General features: G+C 45.7%; 12 protein-coding genes. 5 read left to right on the top strand and 7 right to left on the bottom strand.

All coding sequences use genetic code 11. The annotated features are described in order from the left end of the window. Positions 1-391: 391 nt before the first annotated feature. A complete protein-coding gene (gene rng / locus Q0Z62_RS08970; protein WP_269900093.1) occupies positions 392-1,852 on the top strand; it encodes a ribonuclease G in 1,461 nt (486 codons plus the stop codon). Here rng and Q0Z62_RS08965 read toward each other — a convergent pair. Together Q0Z62_RS08965 and msbA are read right to left on the bottom strand one after the other, a co-directional pair. Further along, positions 1,839-2,267, bottom strand: coding sequence for a hypothetical protein (locus Q0Z62_RS08965; protein ID WP_269900094.1), 429 nt, complete (start codon positions 2,265-2,267; stop codon positions 1,839-1,841). The two genes, rng and Q0Z62_RS08965, sit on opposite strands and share 14 nt — an antisense overlap. 10 nt (positions 2,268-2,277) lie before the next feature. Further along, entirely contained in the window at positions 2,278-4,056 is a 1,779-nt protein-coding gene (gene msbA / locus Q0Z62_RS08960; RefSeq protein ID WP_298053589.1) for a lipid A export permease/ATP-binding protein MsbA, read from the bottom strand. Between the two features lie 152 nt (positions 4,057-4,208). On the opposite strand from msbA, the gene Q0Z62_RS08955 reads away from it, so the two are divergent. Both Q0Z62_RS08955 and Q0Z62_RS08950 read left to right on the top strand, forming a co-directional pair. Then, positions 4,209-5,093 (top strand): glycosyltransferase family 9 protein, encoded by an 885-nt coding sequence (locus tag Q0Z62_RS08955; RefSeq protein WP_269900095.1) that lies wholly within the window; start codon positions 4,209-4,211, stop codon positions 5,091-5,093. Positions 5,094-5,100: 7 nt separating this feature from the next. Beyond that, positions 5,101-5,865, top strand: a complete 765-nt coding sequence (locus tag Q0Z62_RS08950; RefSeq protein WP_269900096.1) for a YdcF family protein — start codon at positions 5,101-5,103, stop codon at positions 5,863-5,865. A gap of 2 nt (positions 5,866-5,867) precedes the next feature. Here Q0Z62_RS08950 and Q0Z62_RS08945 read toward each other — a convergent pair whose 3' ends face one another. From Q0Z62_RS08945 to hrpA, 5 genes are read right to left on the bottom strand one after another with little or no spacing between them, the layout of a single operon-like run. Then, positions 5,868-6,641, bottom strand: coding sequence for a glycosyltransferase family 2 protein (locus tag Q0Z62_RS08945; protein ID WP_269900097.1), 774 nt, complete (start codon positions 6,639-6,641; stop codon positions 5,868-5,870). Next, a complete protein-coding gene (locus tag Q0Z62_RS08940; RefSeq protein WP_298053579.1) occupies positions 6,641-7,474 on the bottom strand; it encodes a polysaccharide deacetylase family protein in 834 nt (277 codons plus the stop codon). The genes Q0Z62_RS08945 and Q0Z62_RS08940 overlap by 1 nt, the downstream gene beginning before the upstream one ends. Then, a complete protein-coding gene (locus tag Q0Z62_RS08935) occupies positions 7,474-8,568 on the bottom strand; it encodes a glycosyltransferase family 4 protein (RefSeq protein WP_298053576.1) in 1,095 nt (364 codons plus the stop codon). Before Q0Z62_RS08935 ends, Q0Z62_RS08940 begins: the two co-directional genes overlap by 1 nt. Further along, positions 8,568-12,050 (bottom strand): DNA polymerase III subunit alpha, encoded by a 3,483-nt coding sequence (gene dnaE, locus Q0Z62_RS08930; protein ID WP_298053573.1) that lies wholly within the window; start codon positions 12,048-12,050, stop codon positions 8,568-8,570. Before dnaE ends, Q0Z62_RS08935 begins: the two co-directional genes overlap by 1 nt. Before the next feature lie 18 nt (positions 12,051-12,068). Further along, positions 12,069-15,854, bottom strand: coding sequence for an ATP-dependent RNA helicase HrpA (gene hrpA, locus Q0Z62_RS08925; protein ID WP_298053569.1), 3,786 nt, complete (start codon positions 15,852-15,854; stop codon positions 12,069-12,071). A 76-nt stretch (positions 15,855-15,930) separates the two neighbouring features. Here hrpA and argA point away from each other — a divergent pair, with 76 nt between their 5' ends. Together argA and Q0Z62_RS08915 are read left to right on the top strand one after the other, a co-directional pair. Continuing rightward, positions 15,931-17,292, top strand: coding sequence for an amino-acid N-acetyltransferase (argA, locus tag Q0Z62_RS08920; RefSeq protein WP_269900102.1), 1,362 nt, complete (start codon positions 15,931-15,933; stop codon positions 17,290-17,292). A gap of 91 nt (positions 17,293-17,383) precedes the next feature. After that, positions 17,384-17,656 carry an oxidative damage protection protein gene (locus Q0Z62_RS08915; protein ID WP_298053563.1) on the top strand — a complete coding sequence of 91 codons (273 nt, stop codon included), beginning with the start codon at positions 17,384-17,386 and terminating at the stop codon, positions 17,654-17,656. Positions 17,657-17,761: the final 105 nt, after the last annotated feature.

Below are 17,761 nucleotides of genomic sequence, written 5' to 3'. Positions count from 1 at the left end.
TGAACTACCTTCGAAATACTGTCAAGTATTTTTTGAAAATAAATTTGAATATTCAAACTTGCTTTCAAAAGACACTTGCTACCTGAACCGGATCAATTCAATCCGTGAAACAAACAAAGCGTAATTATGAGGCCGTATTTATTTCCTGTCAAGCTTTTTTGATGCCAACCATTTAGTGGTTGTTTTCAAAAGCTGCATTGTTTGCTCGAAGCCCTCGCTGCAGAAAAAGAACTATAACAAGTAAATAATAATAATGCAAGTCTATTTATGCACTCTGCAAAAACAACGCTCTGCATTTTTGCAGAGTGATTCTTACGTGTATCTATGCATACCTATGTCACGCTAAAAAAGCTAAGCTATCAAGATCAATCATCTATATATAAGAGCAGCCATGTCTGAAGACATTTTAATTAACGTTACTCCCTTTGAGACCCGTGTTGCATTAGTCGAACAAGGGCAAGTACAAGAGCTGCATGTAGAGCGCAGCATACAACGCGGCTACGTCGGTAATATCTATTTAGGTAAGGTTGTACGTGTCTTGCCTGGTATGCAAAGTGCATTTATAGAGATCGGCTTAGAGCGTGCCGCTTTTATTCATGTAGCCGACTTACGTCAAAACCGCAAAGAACGTATTGAGGGCTCCCCAGCGACCCCAATAGAAAAACTCTTGTTTGAAGGTCAGTCTCTTATAGTACAAGTGACTAAAGACCCTATAGGTACTAAAGGGGCCCGCCTATCTACCCAAATCAGTATCGCGGGTCGAATGCTCGTGTATTTGCCCTATGACCCTCATATAGGCGTATCACAAAAAATTGATGGCGAAGATAATAGACAACAGCTCAAAGAGCGTGTGCAACGCATAGCGAACTCAGAAGAAGGTGGCTTTATCGTCCGCACACAGGCAGAAATAGCCACAGACGAAGAGCTGCAAACTGATTGTGTGTATTTGAAAAAGCTTTGGGGGATTATTTTACAACGCCTCAAGTCTCAAGGAGCTCCCTCTACCCTCTATACAGAGCTTCATCTACATCAACGCGTCTTGCGTGATGTGGCTCACCCAAACACGGGTAAAATTATTGTGGATTCACGCATGGTCTATCAACAGATGTTGGAGTGGGCCGACGTCTATACCCCCGCTTTGGTTGACCGAATCTATCATCACAGTGGTAGTCGCCCCCTGTTTGACACAGTACGGGCAGAAGAGGAAATTCAACGCGCCTTATCTCGACGGGTAGATTTAAAATCAGGTGGTTATTTAATTATTGATCAAACTGAAGCGCTAACCACGGTAGATGTCAACACAGGTGGGTATGTAGGGGGACGTAATTTTGGCGACACTATATTCAAAACAAACCTTGAGGCATCGGTTGCTATTGCTCGCCAACTTCGTTTACGGAATCTAGGTGGCATTATTATTCTTGATTTTATTGATATGGAGCACCACGAGCATCGCGAGTCGGTACTCGAGGAACTACGCAACGCCTTAGCCAAAGACCGTACACGTATTACTATTAGTGGGTTTAGTCAGCTCGGCCTGGTGGAGATGACGCGTAAACGTACACGCGAATCATTAAGTAACTTACTGTGTGAGCCCTGCCCTACTTGTCAGTCCAGAGGGTCAGTACTAACCGCTCGTAGTGTCTGTTATGAAATTCTACGCGAAATTCTTCGTGAGGCTCGTCAGTTCAACCCAAAAGAATTTCGTGTATTGGCTTCTCAAGATGTAGTTGATCTTTTTCTTGAAGAGGAAAGTCAACATCTAGCGCAAACCGGCGATTTTATCGGCAAGTCCATTTCACTAGAGGTTGACAGTCTGTATTCACAAGAACAATACGATATTATTTTGTTTTAGCACTAATCCCTGTTGGGCAAGTCGTAGGCTTGCTCAACACTTGTAATATCTGACGTGCTAGCTCTTTGTTTTTCGCATAATATGTATAGCCCTGAATCCCGAGCTTGCCTGTGGTGTACGCCGTTAAATCAAATAAAACCTGGTCGCGTAACTGTGTCGCTGAACTAGGGCCATAAATAAGCGTAGAGAAATGCACCTGCAACGGATCTTGCTTTAACTCAAAATAAATATCACACGCCTCTCGGTGTAAGTAAAGTTGACGCTGTACTGTAGGCAGATCCATATAGGTATCTGTATCTACATATTTATAATTACTATTGCGTAAATCAAATTCTCTGAGTTCACCTGTGCTCTGTGTTGTGACACAGCCCGCCGTTAGCATCGCTATTACTGCAGACAAGACCATTTTTTTCATTTTCATTTCCTTAGTTCATTTCAAACTGCATGTGATAGAGACCGGCGTAAATTCCATCTAAGGCTAGCAACTCATCATGGGTCCCTGCCTCTGCTATCTGCCCCTCATCCAATACGATAATTCGATCGGCTTTTTGCACAGTAGATAGGCGATGGGCAATAACGAGTGTAGATCGGTTTTTCATGAGTCGTTCTAAAGACAGTTGCACTTGACGTTCAGACTCATTATCTAAAGCAGAGGTGGCCTCGTCCAAGACTAGAATAGGTGCATTTTTAATTAGTGCTCGAGCTATTGCTAAACGTTGGCGTTGCCCACCTGATAGGTTCCCTGCTTTTTCTCCGACCTGAGTATTAATACCTTCGGGTAAAGACTGCACAAATTTTGCTAGATTCGCAGCCTCTAGAGCTTGCCAAACCTGCTCCTCTGGCACGTCTGCATATGCCCCATAAGCCACGTTCTCCTTGATACTACCCTCAAAGAGAACCACATCCTGACTGACAAAAGACTGATGCAAGCGTAATGAGCGAAGCTGAATGTCAGAAGCAGGAAGATCATCAATAAAAATATCACCTGCTGTAGGCTGCACGAATCGAGGCAACATATTAGCCAAGGTCGTTTTACCACTGCCGGATCTACCCACCAAAGCGACTGTTTGGCCAGGCAAAATAGTCAGGGACACATTATCAATCGTTAGCCTTTCTTGACCAGGATAACGATGACTAATATTTCTGAACTCAATCTTGCCTTGGATAGGAGTAGGCAACTGCTGACGGCCTTGATCGGGTTCCGCATCAAATCCCACTAAAGTAAAAACGCTCTCTGCGGCAGCCAGCATTTTTTGAACTGTGCCAGTTAAGTTGGCCAGTCGTCGAATTGGATCAAACAGCTGAACTAAAGCGGCCATAAAAGCCGCGAAACCGCCTACTGTTAATCCTTTAGTGCTGGCTTGGTACAAAGCAACTGAAATCACGGCAGCCACAGCAATAGAAATAAAGAACTGAGTGATCGGAGATAACGCTGCACTCGCACTGGCGGCTCGCATCGCAAAGCGACGAATACGTGCATTCACATAATGAAAACGTTCGGCTTCACGCTCATAGCCATCAAATAGCTTGATAACCCGCTGCCCCTCGATGGTTTCACCCACTACTCGAGTCAGCTCGGCATTCATATCCAAAGCGCCCCGATTGATATTACGTAATCGTTTCGATATCACTCGTGCTGTTAAATAGGCAATGGGTAGCATCACAAAAACGATGAGTGTTAACTGCCATGACATATATAGCAGTACCGCAATTAATGCCACTACCGTTAGGGTTTCACGCACTAAAACGGTGATGACCTCTGTGGCTACAGTAGTAAGCGTACCCGCATCAATAGTAAAACGATTCAATAAGCGCCCTGTGTCTCCCTCTTTGAACTTACTATCAGGTAAGGACAAGAGTCGATCAAACATCTCGGTACGTAAATTGCGCAACATATTATTTGCGACTAAAGCCAGTAAGTAGCTACTGGCATAAGAGGCTATACCGCGCACCAGCATAATACCAACGACCGCTAAGGGTAATAGCCAAATATAGTAAGGTTTAGTTCCGGTAAAACCTTCGTCTAGTAGAGGCTTCATAATCACGGCTAGGATGGGTTTAGTCGCTGAAACGACACTTACCAATAGCACCGCTACGATGATCATCTTCCAATAAGGACATAACCGACTATAAATTCGACGCCAAATATCCGCTTCCGCATTAAAATCAGAAGCAATAGGCTTACTTTTTAGGCTTTTCAACAGAACTCTCACTTATATACTAGAGGATTGGCGTATTTTAGCGCTTATGTCGCTTTGGCTCTAGTTAGCTATCTTTAATTACAATGAATGTAGATTCCATGACCTCACTGCCCTTAGTTTACCTACGTTTACCCAATTGGTTAGGTGACGTATGCATGAGTTTACCGGTCTTAGAGGCCTTGTTAGCTCGCAACTATAGTGTGGTGGTTTGTGCACGGCCATGGGCTAAACAACTACTCTCTGGTTATGCCTTGAGTGGCTTTGTTCCCATGAGCGGTCAGTGGCTCGCTGATGCCAAAACACTTAGAACTTATAGAAAAATACATAAAATACCAAGCGTAGGCCTTAGTCTACCCGACTCTTTATCTAGCGCCTTAGTCTTTCGTTGGGCAGCAATTCCTGCCGCTGGCTACAAAGACGATGGCCGCAGTTGGTTACTGAAGTGGCCTATTTCCAAGCCAAGCCAAGCTCTGCATGCCGTCGAATCATGGTATGAGTTAGCCTATCAAGCCTCAGTGCGTTGGCAGCATCCTATTGCACCCAAAGCGATGAGCTCTCTGCATCTAGCAGGCGTACCAGAGGCTGATCCAGAAAAATTTGGCCTAAACCAGACAACCAAAAACCTATTAATTGCACCTACTGCTGTAGGCTTACATAAAGGCCAGGTCAAGGTGTGGCCTTATTATGAGTCATTAACCCAAGCGCTACAACAACAAGGCTATACCGTCTATATGTGCCCGCCCCCTAATGAAATTGCAGAGGCAGAGAAAAATGCACCATCCGCAATACGTCTGAAACCTTGTGCCTTGTTAGAGTTTGCTCAATTATGTAAAAGTGTGGATATGGTGATATGTAATGACTCTGGTGTTTCACATATTGCTGCTGCAGTAGATGCGCTACAAATCACGTTAATAGGCGTCACGGACGCCACCCACACAGGCCCTTGGTCAGATCAGGCACTGTGTTTAGGTCAATTAGGTCAATGGCCAACGTTAGAAACAGTACTACACCACATAACACAGCGCCTACGTACTGAGTGATATAGATATGAATTTTTCTAATTTTTTAGCCCAACTCGTCATTCCACTCAACCTAAGTATTGCCCTACTGCTATTAGCCACGTTATTTTTGTTATTAAAACGCAAAAAACGGGCATTTAGCTTAGGTTTCTTTGCTCTTGTTTGGGTTTTATTTTGGTCATTACCAGCAGCCTCTATTTGGCTAGGAGGCCACTTAGAGAATCGCTATCACTATGAAACAGCACAGCATGTGCCTGTTGCAGACGCAATCGTAGTTTTAGGCGGGCACACAGCCAATAGCCGACATAACTGGTTTGCAGACTATGACGCCAGTAAAACATCCACCCGAATCAGTCGTGGCGCTGAGCTATATGAAGCAAAACGTGCGCCTTTTATCTTGGTTTCAGGGGCGGCTTTCGATGGAGGAACCAGTGAAGCACAGGGTATGGCTCGTTATTTACGCAGCCAAGGTATCCCGGAACATGCGATTGTTATTGAGGAAAAAAGCTTTACCACCCAAGAAAATGCTATTTATAGCGCGCGTATTCTCAGAGAAAAAAACGTGAATCGTATTCTTCTGGTTACCTCTGCTTTGCATATGCCTCGGTCTGTAGCATCATTTACCAAAGAGGGTCTTGAGGTCATCCCAGCCCCAGTGGCTCCACAAATCACACGTCCTGACGATAGCTGGGAGGCTATTTGGACACCTAACTATCAAGCGCTTAATGCAAGCCGCTCTATTATTAAAGAGTATGTTGGCTTATTGGTGTATTGGGTGCGAGGCTGGGTGTAATGTTATTGGGATGCAGGAGGCTCCGGTTTCCAATTTGTTTTACGGTTTAACAACCATAATTTACTATACCTAAAGAAACTGCCTGCCGATGCAACAGTAGCTAAGATAAAGCCCTCTTTGCCATCTAAAAAGCCGCGACGAATAAGGTAAATGCGCACAAAGGTCCAAAAAGCCTTAGCCATAATGCCAAATATACCAATCGTTTTGCCTTTATCATGCAATTGCTGTGCGGCAGCACTGGAATACTGGTTCGTTTTATTGATCAGGGTTTCCAAACTGTCATAAGGATAGTGCAACAAATGGGCCTGCAGGTCTTGAGTTAGCCCCTGCACAATCACACTTTCGTGAACCGCCACGTCTTTAAATCGGCCTTTATCTCGTTTAAACAATCGCACGAGCCGGTCTGGCCACCATCCACTATGTTTAATCCAACGCCCCCCAAAACAAGACAGACGCGCTACGGTATAAGCATCCGCCTGAGGGTTTTGTAACACCTGCTGAATGTGCTCGGCCATGGCGTGTGGCACGCGCTCATCTGCATCAATGGACAAGACCCAGTCGTGGGTTGCTAGTTCTAGGGCTTTGTTCTTTTGGGGGCCAAAGCCAGGCCAATGAGTAGTGTGATAGACCTGCGCGCCCATGGCTCGAGCTAGAGCGCAAGTGTTGTCCGTACTGCCTGAGTCCAAGACAATGATTTCATCAGCAAAAGCCACAGACTGAATACACTCAGTGATATGCGCTTGCTCGTTCTTAGTGATAATAATAACGGATAGCATTAACGATCTCGACGTGTGCGTCGCCACTGCTTAAAAGTATTAAAAAAAGGAGCGACAATAGGATGATGGCTGGCTCGAATCCGTTGACCTAAGGTTTTGCCGGGTCGATTACGCACGGCAAAGCGATGAATATGCGTTGCTGGGGTTTTTTGAGTATTACGGCCAAAAGCCTGTGTGGTATATAGATAATTAAATCCTGCCTCTTGAGCTATATGGACATAATCCTCATCAAAATACCCTTGAGGCCAGCATAAATGATCGGACACGGCACCCAACTCTGTTAGCAGCGTCTGTCTAGATGCAGATAACTCCCACTGCATTTTGGCATTTTTTTGCTCTGGCAGGATTTTATCCCAGCGAGTATGCGTATGCGTATGGCTATGAAACTCAATCAAGCCTGAATCCCGCATTGCGTGAACCTCGGACCAACGCAAAATGACCTCATCACTTTTCCCAGCCTCTATTAAGGCTTCGCACTGATGATGATCTGGACAGGCTGGTAGCGTTGCCCCTGTAGCTGTGTTTGCTCGGATCTCACCATGCTGTAGCCATGAGGTAACCAAAAAAATAGTTGCCTTAAAACCATATTTTTTAAGTAGCGGATAGGCATAGACCCAATTATTTAAATACCCGTCATCAAAGGTGATTATCACGCCTTTCCCCACATTTTGCCCCGCCAAATGGGTAGAGAACTCGTCTAAAGTCAGGCCTTTATAACCATTCGCTTGCAACCATTGCAACTGACTCTCAAAATGCTCAGGCGTACAGGCAATCATTCCCGCACCAGGGCGAACATGGTGATACATAAGAACAGGAATAGAAGTCGTCATCATTAGCGTAATTGCTCCAACCAACGGTAATAACTATGTTCTGTGCGTTGTTGCATGGTGGACAGACTAAACCGGCCTTCGGTAACGGCATAGTCATAGCCTGCTTGCCCCATACTTTTACATAATTGAGGGTCATCAATTAAACGCTGTAACGCGTTGCGCAATGCCACAATGTCATGCAGTGGTACTAACATACCACTTTTACCCGCAGCCATCATTTCAGGCACACCGCCTACTTGCGTGCCGATCACAGGCAATTTTGCCGCTGCGGCCTCAGCAAATGCAGTGCCTGCTGACTCTAAATATGTTGCAGACGCAAAAATAGTTAAATCACCGATTAATTGCGGCACATCATTCCGAGCACCCAAAAAATGAACCTGATTTAATACCTCGAGTTGTGTCGCAAAATTTTCTAATTGCGCTTGTAAAGCACCACCGCCAATAATGACTAAATGGACGGAGGGTTGGGCTCGCAAAATAGGAGCCATGGCTTGAATCAGCTCCTGCATGCCTTTTTCTTTGCGTAAGACAGCGATGCTTCCCACTAGAATGGCATGCTCATCTACGCCTAGCTCTTTACGTAAAACTTGCTCAGGTAAAGGGTCGGGTAATTCCACAGCAGGAAACACAATATCCACATAATCTGGATTCATGCCCCTTTGTACTACTTGATTCCGTACAAACTCACTGACAGCGATCACTCGATGAGGAATCCAACGGTACGATAACAGTGAGCCAATCGGTTTTGCTAAATGTCGAGTCCGAACAACCAAGGGAACGCCGGCTAAGCGCGCAGCGGCTCCTGCATGTACCGTATCTCGTCGACTGTGTGTATTCACCACATCATAGGCTTGTGCTTTCATTAAATTACGTAAACGCCATATATTGCGCCAAAAGTCTGCACCACTATCCATCACGGCTTGATGTACCGTAAAGCCATCTGACTCTAAATGCTGACGTAGTAATGAGTCAGGCTGGCATAAAGCCTCTGCCTGATGCCCTTTGAGCCGCATCATACGCATCAACCGATGGATATAGCGCTCTTGCCCACCGTAATTAGTCGCTGCCTCGGTATAAAGTATTTTTAAAGGCTGCATTAGTAGTTAATCTCCACGGCATCCGCGCCTAGCCATTGTTCTAAATTTTCTAACATCACATCTGCTAATCGCACGCGCCATTCGGCCCCTAACCGAACCTGACACTCATACTGATGATTATCTAAGGCAAGCTCTACCGCCACCCCCGGTATGTTGTTCTCGGGTTCTGCCCTAAAGGGATTAAGCAGCTGATACAATTTTTCTGTATTGTAATTAGGTTCAGTTAACAAAAGTCGCAGACTTCGAGCGCGCGCCTCTCTGGCTAATTGAAGATCATAGATTTCATCTGCCGTAATACGCAACCCCCCTGAATAATCATCAAAGCTAACCTTACCCTTAATGATAATCAGTTGATCCTCTTTAAGACGCTGACGGTTTTGCTCAAAGACCTCATTAAAAATAGTCACTTCGACTTGGGCAGAGCCATCATCTAAGGCGGCTATCATCATTCGACCACGCCGAGTCATGCGCACCCGCACCCCTGACAGAACCCCCGCAAACCATTGTGGATCACGAGATGGCTCTAGTCTGGCTAATTGCGTCGGGGCAAAACGACGTACCTCATCACGCCACGCATCAAATAAATGACCACTGAAATAAAAGCCCATGGCTGTTTTTTCTTGACGTAATTGGGTCTGCAAATCCCATGCAGTGACTTGCTCCAGAGCTGAATCAATAATGTCATCCGCATCATCGTCAAATAAAGATACCTGATGGGCATTACGCGCCGCTTGGTTCGCGGCTTCCATGGCTCGACTAACGGTGGCTAATAATGCAGCCCTGTTTTCATCAATAGAGTCAAAAGCGCCAGCCTTAATTAAGGCCTCTAGTGTGCGTCTATTTAGACTGGCCCGATCAACCCGTTTACAAAAATCGAATAGGCTCTTGAAAACACCACCGCTTTGGCGGGCAGCCACAATCGCATGAATAGCGGCTTCGCCCACCCCTTTAATCGCCCCCAAACCATAACGAATGGTACGAGGAGATTTACCTTTAGCGCTATGAGCATCTTTAACCGGAATGAAACGATATTCAGACGCATTCACATCAGGAGGCAACACAGCCACCCCATTTGCCAACGCATCTTTCCAAAAAATCTGCATTTTGTCGGTATCATCCATATCCGACAACATCGTTCCTGCAATAAATTCAGCAGGATGATAGGCTTTGAGCCATGCAGTGTGGTAGGCAATTAGCGCGTAAGCCGCTGAGTGACTTTTATTAAACCCATAGCCTGCGAATTTTTCCATCAAATCAAAAAGCTTAACCGCCAAGTGTGCGTCATAGCCTTTTTCTACCGCCCCTTTCTCGAAGATCTCTCGGTGCATCGCCATTTCTTCGGGCTTCTTTTTACCCATAGCGCGACGCAATAGGTCTGCACCACCTAATGAGTACCCACCGATGATCTGCGAAATCAGCATCACCTGCTCTTGATAAACAATCACGCCATAGGTGCTTTGTAATACAGACTCAAGATCTGGGTGAAAATAATCCACCTCTGCACGTCCATGCTTACGGTTTACAAAGTCCACCACCATACCGGACTCAAGCGGGCCTGGCCTATATAACGCCAACATCGCGATAATATCTTCAAAGTTGCTTGGGCGTAAATTACGCAGCAACTCTTTCATGCCACGTGACTCTAGCTGAAACACAGCCGTTGTATTCCCATCACATAGCACTTTGTACGCGCCCTGATCATCCAAAGGCAATGCCATCAAATCAAAATCTTTTTTATCCTCATTGAATTGGCGTACATACTTAACTGCCCAATCCAAAATGGTTAAATTTCGCAGACCTAAAAAGTCAAACTTAACCAGCCCCGCATCCTCTACGTCATCCTTATCATATTGAGAAACGGCATTCGCATCCTCTCCGGGCTGACGATACAGCGGACAAAAATCGATTAATTTGCCTGGCGCAATAAGTACGCCCCCGGCATGCATTCCTACACTACGCGTTAAGCCCTCAAGGGGACGAGCCACATCAATCAGCGATTTAACCTCCTCGTCTGTTTCGTAACGCTCTTTAAAAGCGGGCTCATCCGCCAATGCGCGACTTAAGCTCCATGGATCTGCTGGACTAAAAGGAATCAGTTTAGATAAACCGTCACATAAGCCATAGGGCAGCTCTAAAACTCGCCCAACGTCACGAATTACCGCTTTAGCGCCTAACGTACCAAACGTAGCAATTTGACTAACGGCTTGTCGACCATACTTTTGCTTTACGTAATCAATGACTCGTTCGCGATTATCCTGACAAAAATCAATATCAAAGTCAGGCATGGACACACGTTCAGGATTTAAAAATCGCTCAAAAAGCAAGTCATAGCGCAATGGGTCTAAGTCCGTAATGCCCATACTATAAGCCACCAAAGAGCCGGCTCCCGACCCACGCCCCGGCCCGACTGGAACACCATTGGCTTTGCCCCAGTTAATGAAGTCGGCCACGATCAAAAAGTAACCGGGGAACCCCATATCAATAATGGTTTTGCACTCCCATGCCAACCGGTCAAAATACGTTTGACGATGTGTTTCTCGTTCAGTTGCGTCCGGGTATAATTGCGCTAAGCGTTTCTCTAAGCCAATTTCTGCCTCGTGGATAAGAAAATCACCTAGCCCCATTCCTTCGGGAGTAGGAAAATCTGGCAAATGAGGCTTACCTAGTTTCAACTCTAAATTACAGCGTTTCGCTATCTCTACCGTATTGGCTAAGGCAGAGGGAACATCAGCAAATCGTTGCTGCATGTACTCCGAGCTAACAAAGTACTGTTCAGGCGTAAATTTACGTACACGACGCGGGTTAGCTAGTTGTTCACCTTCGGCAATACAAACCCGTACCTCGTGTGCTCTAAAGTCATCCGAAACAGCGAACTGAATGGGGTGTGTCGCCACGACCGGTAAACCTAACTGAGTCGCCATATCCAAAGCGCCCGCAATATAGCGTTCCTCGTCCTCGAAACCAGCCCGTTGCAACTCCAGAAAATAGCGATTTGGATAATGAGTTTGCCATTGCTGCGCCCATGCAGCCGCCTGCTCTAGGTTGCCTGATAGAAGAGCCTGTCCTACATCACCTTGATGCGCGCCTGACAAGAGAATCAAATTAGGTTGATGCAACAACCACTCACGCTTGACCTCTCCTCTACCCTTATACTGATTATCTAACCAAGCCTGAGTCAACAAATCACAAAGTGCCAAATAGCCTTCGTGGTTCATCGCTAATACAGCGACCCGAAAAGGTTTGTCTCGGTCCAGTTCATTTTCTAAATATAAATCACTGCCTGCGATAGGTTTAATGCCATTTTTACGGGCCGCTTTATAAAACTTAATTAAGCCAAAAAAGTTACCTAAATCAGTTAGTGCTAAAGCGGGCTGCCCATACTCTTTGGCCTTAGCCACCATAGCAGGAATACGTGTAATCCCATCCACCACGGAGAACTCAGAATGACTACGCAAATGGACAAAAGAAGGGGTGTTTGTCATAAAAAAACTCAATGGGATTTAGTGCTGCATCGCGTGCCATGCACGCTCTACACGTTTAACAGAAATAGGCATAGGGGTACGTAGTTCCTGAGCAAATAAAGAAACCCGTAGTTCCTCAAGCATCCAAAAAAAACGCTCAAGTTGTGGGTCCTCTGCCCCTTTAAGTGCCACCTTAGCACGCAAATATTTGGTTTGCCACGGTAGAACATCACCCAATAAACGTTGGTCCCGAGTGGGGTCAGCGCGTCGCTTGTCAATTCGAATCTGTAATGCTTTTAGGTAACGTGGGTAATGACCAAGCTGCTGCGCATCGGTATCCCGAATAAACCATTTAGACATCAAGCGCCCTTGTTGCGCCTGCATGTCCTCGTAAGCCTGTGCGTGTGCTTTCACTGTGGGTAGCTTGCGCATGAACTCCGTCCATGTTTGCAAAATCACATTTGCTTGTTTCGCTACCTCTTGCGTAATCAGACCGAAGCGATTTCTAGACTGTTCAACTCGCTCATTAAAGGCTTTTTCATCTGTTGGCCATGGCTCAACTAAGCAAGACTGATCAATAGCGGCATCAATAATCTGATTTTTTAGCTCGTCCTGTGTGCCTATATTCATATAGAGCAATGCCATACGAGTTAAGTCTTTAATATTTTTTTCTTGAAACCTCACCGCCTCGCGCAAGGCAATTTTGAATAAACGACGCAGCCCTACCTTGTGATGTCGTATTGCTACCGCAGGATCATCAAACACATCAAGCTCACAATATTCCCCTTTGTCCACTAAGGCTGGATAACCAATCACGGCTTGTCCACGACGCCGAATTTCCAAAATCTCCGGTAATTGCCCAAAACTCCATGTTGTAATTTTTTCGTGGTCTAAGGCTTTAGCTACCGACTTATCTTTTACGGCAACTTCTTGGAACGAAGCCTGAGCAGCTTGGCCATGCTCGGCCTTAAGTTTGTCAATATTGCGCCCGCCGGACAACATACGACCATGCTCATCAACGAGTTTAAAATTCATCAATAAATGAGTAGGCAACGTCTCTTGCTTAAAGTCAGAAGCGTGTAAGCGCACTCTTTTTTGCTTCCAGACATCATCAATTAATGCATCAATCAAACTTTTAGAGGGAGCATGTGCTAGTTCAAACCATCGTTGATGGAACCCATCGGCATAGTCAGGCACTGGCACCGTAGCGCGTCGTAAACGCTGCGGCAAAGAGCGTAATAAATGCTGTACCTTTTCTTTCAACATGCCAGGCACTAGCCACTGTGCCCTATCATTGTCCATTTGATTTAGATGAAACAAAGGAACTGTCACCGTTAGGCCGTCTCGTATGGAGCCCGGCTCAAAGTGATAATCAGCCTTTAGCTTGACTCCTTTCCACTCTATTTGACGTGGAAAAACATCAGTAGTGACGCCTGCGGCTTCGTGCTGCATCAGTTGATCTCGACTCAGCAACAAAGCGTCAGCCTGATCTTTAGCTAATTTTTTATACCAACGCTCTAGCGTGGCAGTTTGAAATACATCCGCTGGAATCAAGTTATCATAAAATGCATAAATCAATGCATCATCAACCAAAATATCGGGTCGACGTGATTGGTGTTCTAATTTTTCGACTGCATTGATCTGCTGATCATTATGCTTAAGAAAAGCTAAATTAGACTGAATTTCTCCGGCTACTAAGCCATCACGAATAAAAATCTCTCGGGCTTCGACCGGGTTAATACGCCCATAATGAACTCGACGCCCACTATAAATCGTTAAGCCATAAAGAGCCGCTTTTTCATTTGCAACGACCTGCCCAGCCCGTTTTTCCCACCGCGCATCTGACCACGTTTTTTTCAGTAGATGACCTGCAACTCGCTCTATCCAAACCGGCTCAATACGAGCCAAGCAGCGTGCATACAATCGCGTTGTCTCTACGAGCTCCGCAGCCAATACCCAACGTCCCGCTTTTTTCCCCAAAGTGGAGCCTGGATGTACATAAAAGCGAATATCACGCGTACCTTGATAGGCATTCGACTCTTCGGATTTATGGCCTATATTTCCGACTAGCCCCGTTAACAAACACAAATGTATTTGTTCATAAGTGGCAGGGGCCTCATTAAAACGCCAATTTTGCTCTCGAATTAAGGTTTGCAGCTGCTTATGAACCTCTCGCCATTCCCTAAATCGCATCGGTGATAAAAATCGCTCTCGTAACAAGGTGGCTAATTTACGATGAGACAAACGGCTTTTCACCTGCTCGGCATACCATTGCCACATTTTAATAAAAGACAAAAATTCGGACTGTGCCTCTACAAATACCTGATGGGCTCGCTCTGCAAGCTCTCGACTCTCCATCGGTCGTTCACGCGGATCTTGTACCGATAGCGCCGAAGCAATAATCAGCATTTCACTTAAGCATTGCTGATCTCTGGCCGCAAGAATCATACGAGCAATGCGTGGGTCTAAAGGTAGACGGGCTATCTCTTGGCCTATTTTGGTCAGTAGCCGCTGCTCATCTAAGGCCCCAATTTCCTGCAAGAGCTGATACCCATCCGCAATAGCACGTCCAGAGGGGGCATCCACAAAGGGAAAGCTTTCTACATCATTAAGTCGTAGTGCTTTCATGCGCAAAATCACTGCAGCTAGCGATGAGCGTAGAATTTCAGGGTCCGTAAAGGCAGCACGCTGGCTAAACTCGGTTTCATCATATAAGCGTATGCAAACACCTGGCCCCACTCGACCACATCGACCTGCTCGCTGATTAGCAGAGGCCTGACTGATGGCCTCAATACGTAATTGCTCCACCTTATTGCGCCATGAATAACGTTTGACACGAGCTAATCCACTATCAATCACATACCGAATACCAGGCACAGTTAGTGAGGTTTCCGCTACGTTTGTGGCCAACACAATACGTCTTGCATTACCTTGTGGTTTAAAAATACGCGTTTGCTCTGCATGGCTTAGCCGTGCGTATAAAGGCAGGATATCCACGCCCACAAATTGGGCTTTTCTTAGCACATCCGTTGCCTCTCTAATCTCGCGCTCGCCGGGAAGAAAGACCAACACATCGCCACTGCCTAAACGTTGGCATTCTTGGACGGCATCTAAAATGGCATCATTTAGATCTCGCTCAGAGATATCCTCTTTTTTCTGTGCCTCTTGATCCACCTTATCCGTTAAAATAGGTCTATAGCGAATCTCTACCGGATATAATCGACCGGAAACCTCAATGATAGGAGCTGGTTTGCCCCCAGTCTGAAAATGGGTAGCAAACTGCTCAGCATCAATGGTTGCCGAGGTAATAATGACCTTTAAGTCTTTTCTTTTTTGAATAAGCTGACTTAAAAACCCAAGTAAAAAATCGATATTTAAACTACGTTCATGTGCCTCATCGATAATAATCGTATCGTAACGACGTAATAGAGGATCTCGTTGTGACTCGGCTAGCAAGATCCCATCCGTCATCAGCTTAATCGCTGATCGAGGACTGGTTTTATCGGTAAAGCGTATTTGATAACCGACCCAATCACCTATTTCTGTTTGTAATTCCTCGGCTATACGATTTGCTACCGATGTCGCAGCAATACGACGCGGTTGGGTATGGCCAATCATTTTTTTACGGCCACGCCCTAATTCCAAACAAATTTTTGGTAACTGAGTGGTTTTCCCTGATCCGGTTTCACCGCTTACAATAACCACTTGATTGTTCTTGATGGCGTCCGCAATTTCAGCACGCCGAGCACTTACAGGTAAGTCCTCTGGATACGTAATAGTAGGAAAAGAAATGACTTCGGTTGGCTGTTCGGTATTTATTTGCATGAAACTCGTTTTATGGTAATCAGTCCATCATTATAATTTTGCTTTACTCTTTGTTCACCTTATTCATCACATCACTATGAGCCAATCTGACATCGATACCCTTTCTGCCCAAGACGCTCCTGAATTTGCCCCCGCTCAGTTTGTGCGTTGGTTTCGAGAGGTGGCGCCTTATGTACATCGCTTTAGAGGCAAAACCTTTGTGATTGCTTTTGGTGGTGAACTCGTCAGGGACGGAATGCTAAGCACACTAATCCCTGATCTTTCGTTAATGTCTGCACTAGGCATTAAACTAGTATTAATCCATGGCTCTAGACCCCAAGTTAATGAACAACTGCGTGTCAAGGGCCATGACATGCGTTTTGGTCGGCGTAATGAACCAACCAGTGCTGCAGCATTAGAGTGTGCCAAAGAGGCAGCGGGTGAAATCCGTCTCGATATTGAGGCGGCGTTTAGTCAAGGCTTACCAAACACGCCGATGTCACATGCTCAAATTCGTGTGATTTCAGGTAACTTTGTTACAGCTCGTCCCATGGGAGTCATAGATGGAGTGGACTACAAACATGCGGGCGCTGTACGCAAAATTGATACGAACTCTATTCTACGTTCTTTAGAGCACGAAGCCATTGTACTGCTATCCCCCTTAGGTTTTTCACCAACAGGTGAAGCATTTAATCTGGCCATGGAAGAGCTTGCCCTAAATACAGCCGTAGCCATACGTGCAGAAAAACTGATTTATCTCACTCCAAACGGCATCGCTACCAAAGACCTAGGGGCGGAAATAGCTGGTGAACTAGCCCGTATTGAGGCAGATAAGCTGCTTAGCGCAGGCCAGCTTGATGATGACTCTACTGTATTTTTAGAGTCAGCCTCTCAAGCCGTAAAACGTGGCGTACCCCGAGCTCATTTGGTTCCTTACCCCCAAGACGGCGGGGTCTTGCTTGAGATCTTCACCCATGACGGTGTAGGCACTATGGTCGTAGAAGACAAACTGGATGATTTGCGACCTGCAACCTTAGATGATGTAGGGGCTATTCTCCAACTGATAGAGCCGCTCGAAGCAGACGGGACCTTAGTGCCGCGTGGGCGTGCCGTTGTAGAGCGTGAGGTAGAACGCTTTACCGTATTAGAACATGACGGCATTATCTATGGGTGTGTTTCCATTACCCCATACTTAAGTGAAAACATGGTCGAAATGGCCTGTTTAATTGTGCAATCTGAATGGCAAGGTGAAGGTGAAGGCGAACTATTACTGCGTCACGCAGAAAGCCGTGCCAAAACCTTGGGTGCCACCCATCTTTTTGTCTTAACTACACGTACCTCTCATTGGTTTATCAAACGTGGTTTTATGCAAGGCTCTGTGTCTAATCTACCAAAAGAAAAGCAAGCACAATACAATCGCTCACGCAACAGCTTAGTTTTTATTAAGAAGCTAAAATAAACCGTATACACATATCATTTACGCGGTTTGCTAGGGCTCTGCGCGACTCCCTATTACAATGGGATCGATAATTTATTTATAAAGGTGTTATATGTCCAGAATGGTGCAGTGTATAAAACTAAAAATGCAAGCCCCAGGCTTAGAGTTTCCTCCTTACCCGGGTGATCTAGGGGTGAAAATCTGGCAGTCCATTTCACAAGAAGCTTGGGCTAATTGGATCCAAATTCAAACGCGTATTGTGAATGAGAACCGTTTGAATTTAGCTGACGCACGTGCTCGAAAATATTTAACCGAGCAAATGCAACGTTACTTATTCGAAGACCAAGAGGTCGATGCTCACGGGTATGTGCCCCCTACCGAATAAGCCACGCATACAAAAAAGCCGCTTGCATTGGAGTATATAGTGAACTTTATGTACTTCACTGCGTGAGTGAGTGAGTGCCCCATGAGCAGAGCCTTTTGGGGCATT

It is taken from the genome of uncultured Paenalcaligenes sp., assembly GCF_947630565.1.
GTDB lineage: Bacteria > Pseudomonadota > Gammaproteobacteria > Burkholderiales > Burkholderiaceae_B > Paenalcaligenes > Paenalcaligenes faecalis.
This window is presented reverse-complemented; position numbering and strand designations above follow the sequence as displayed.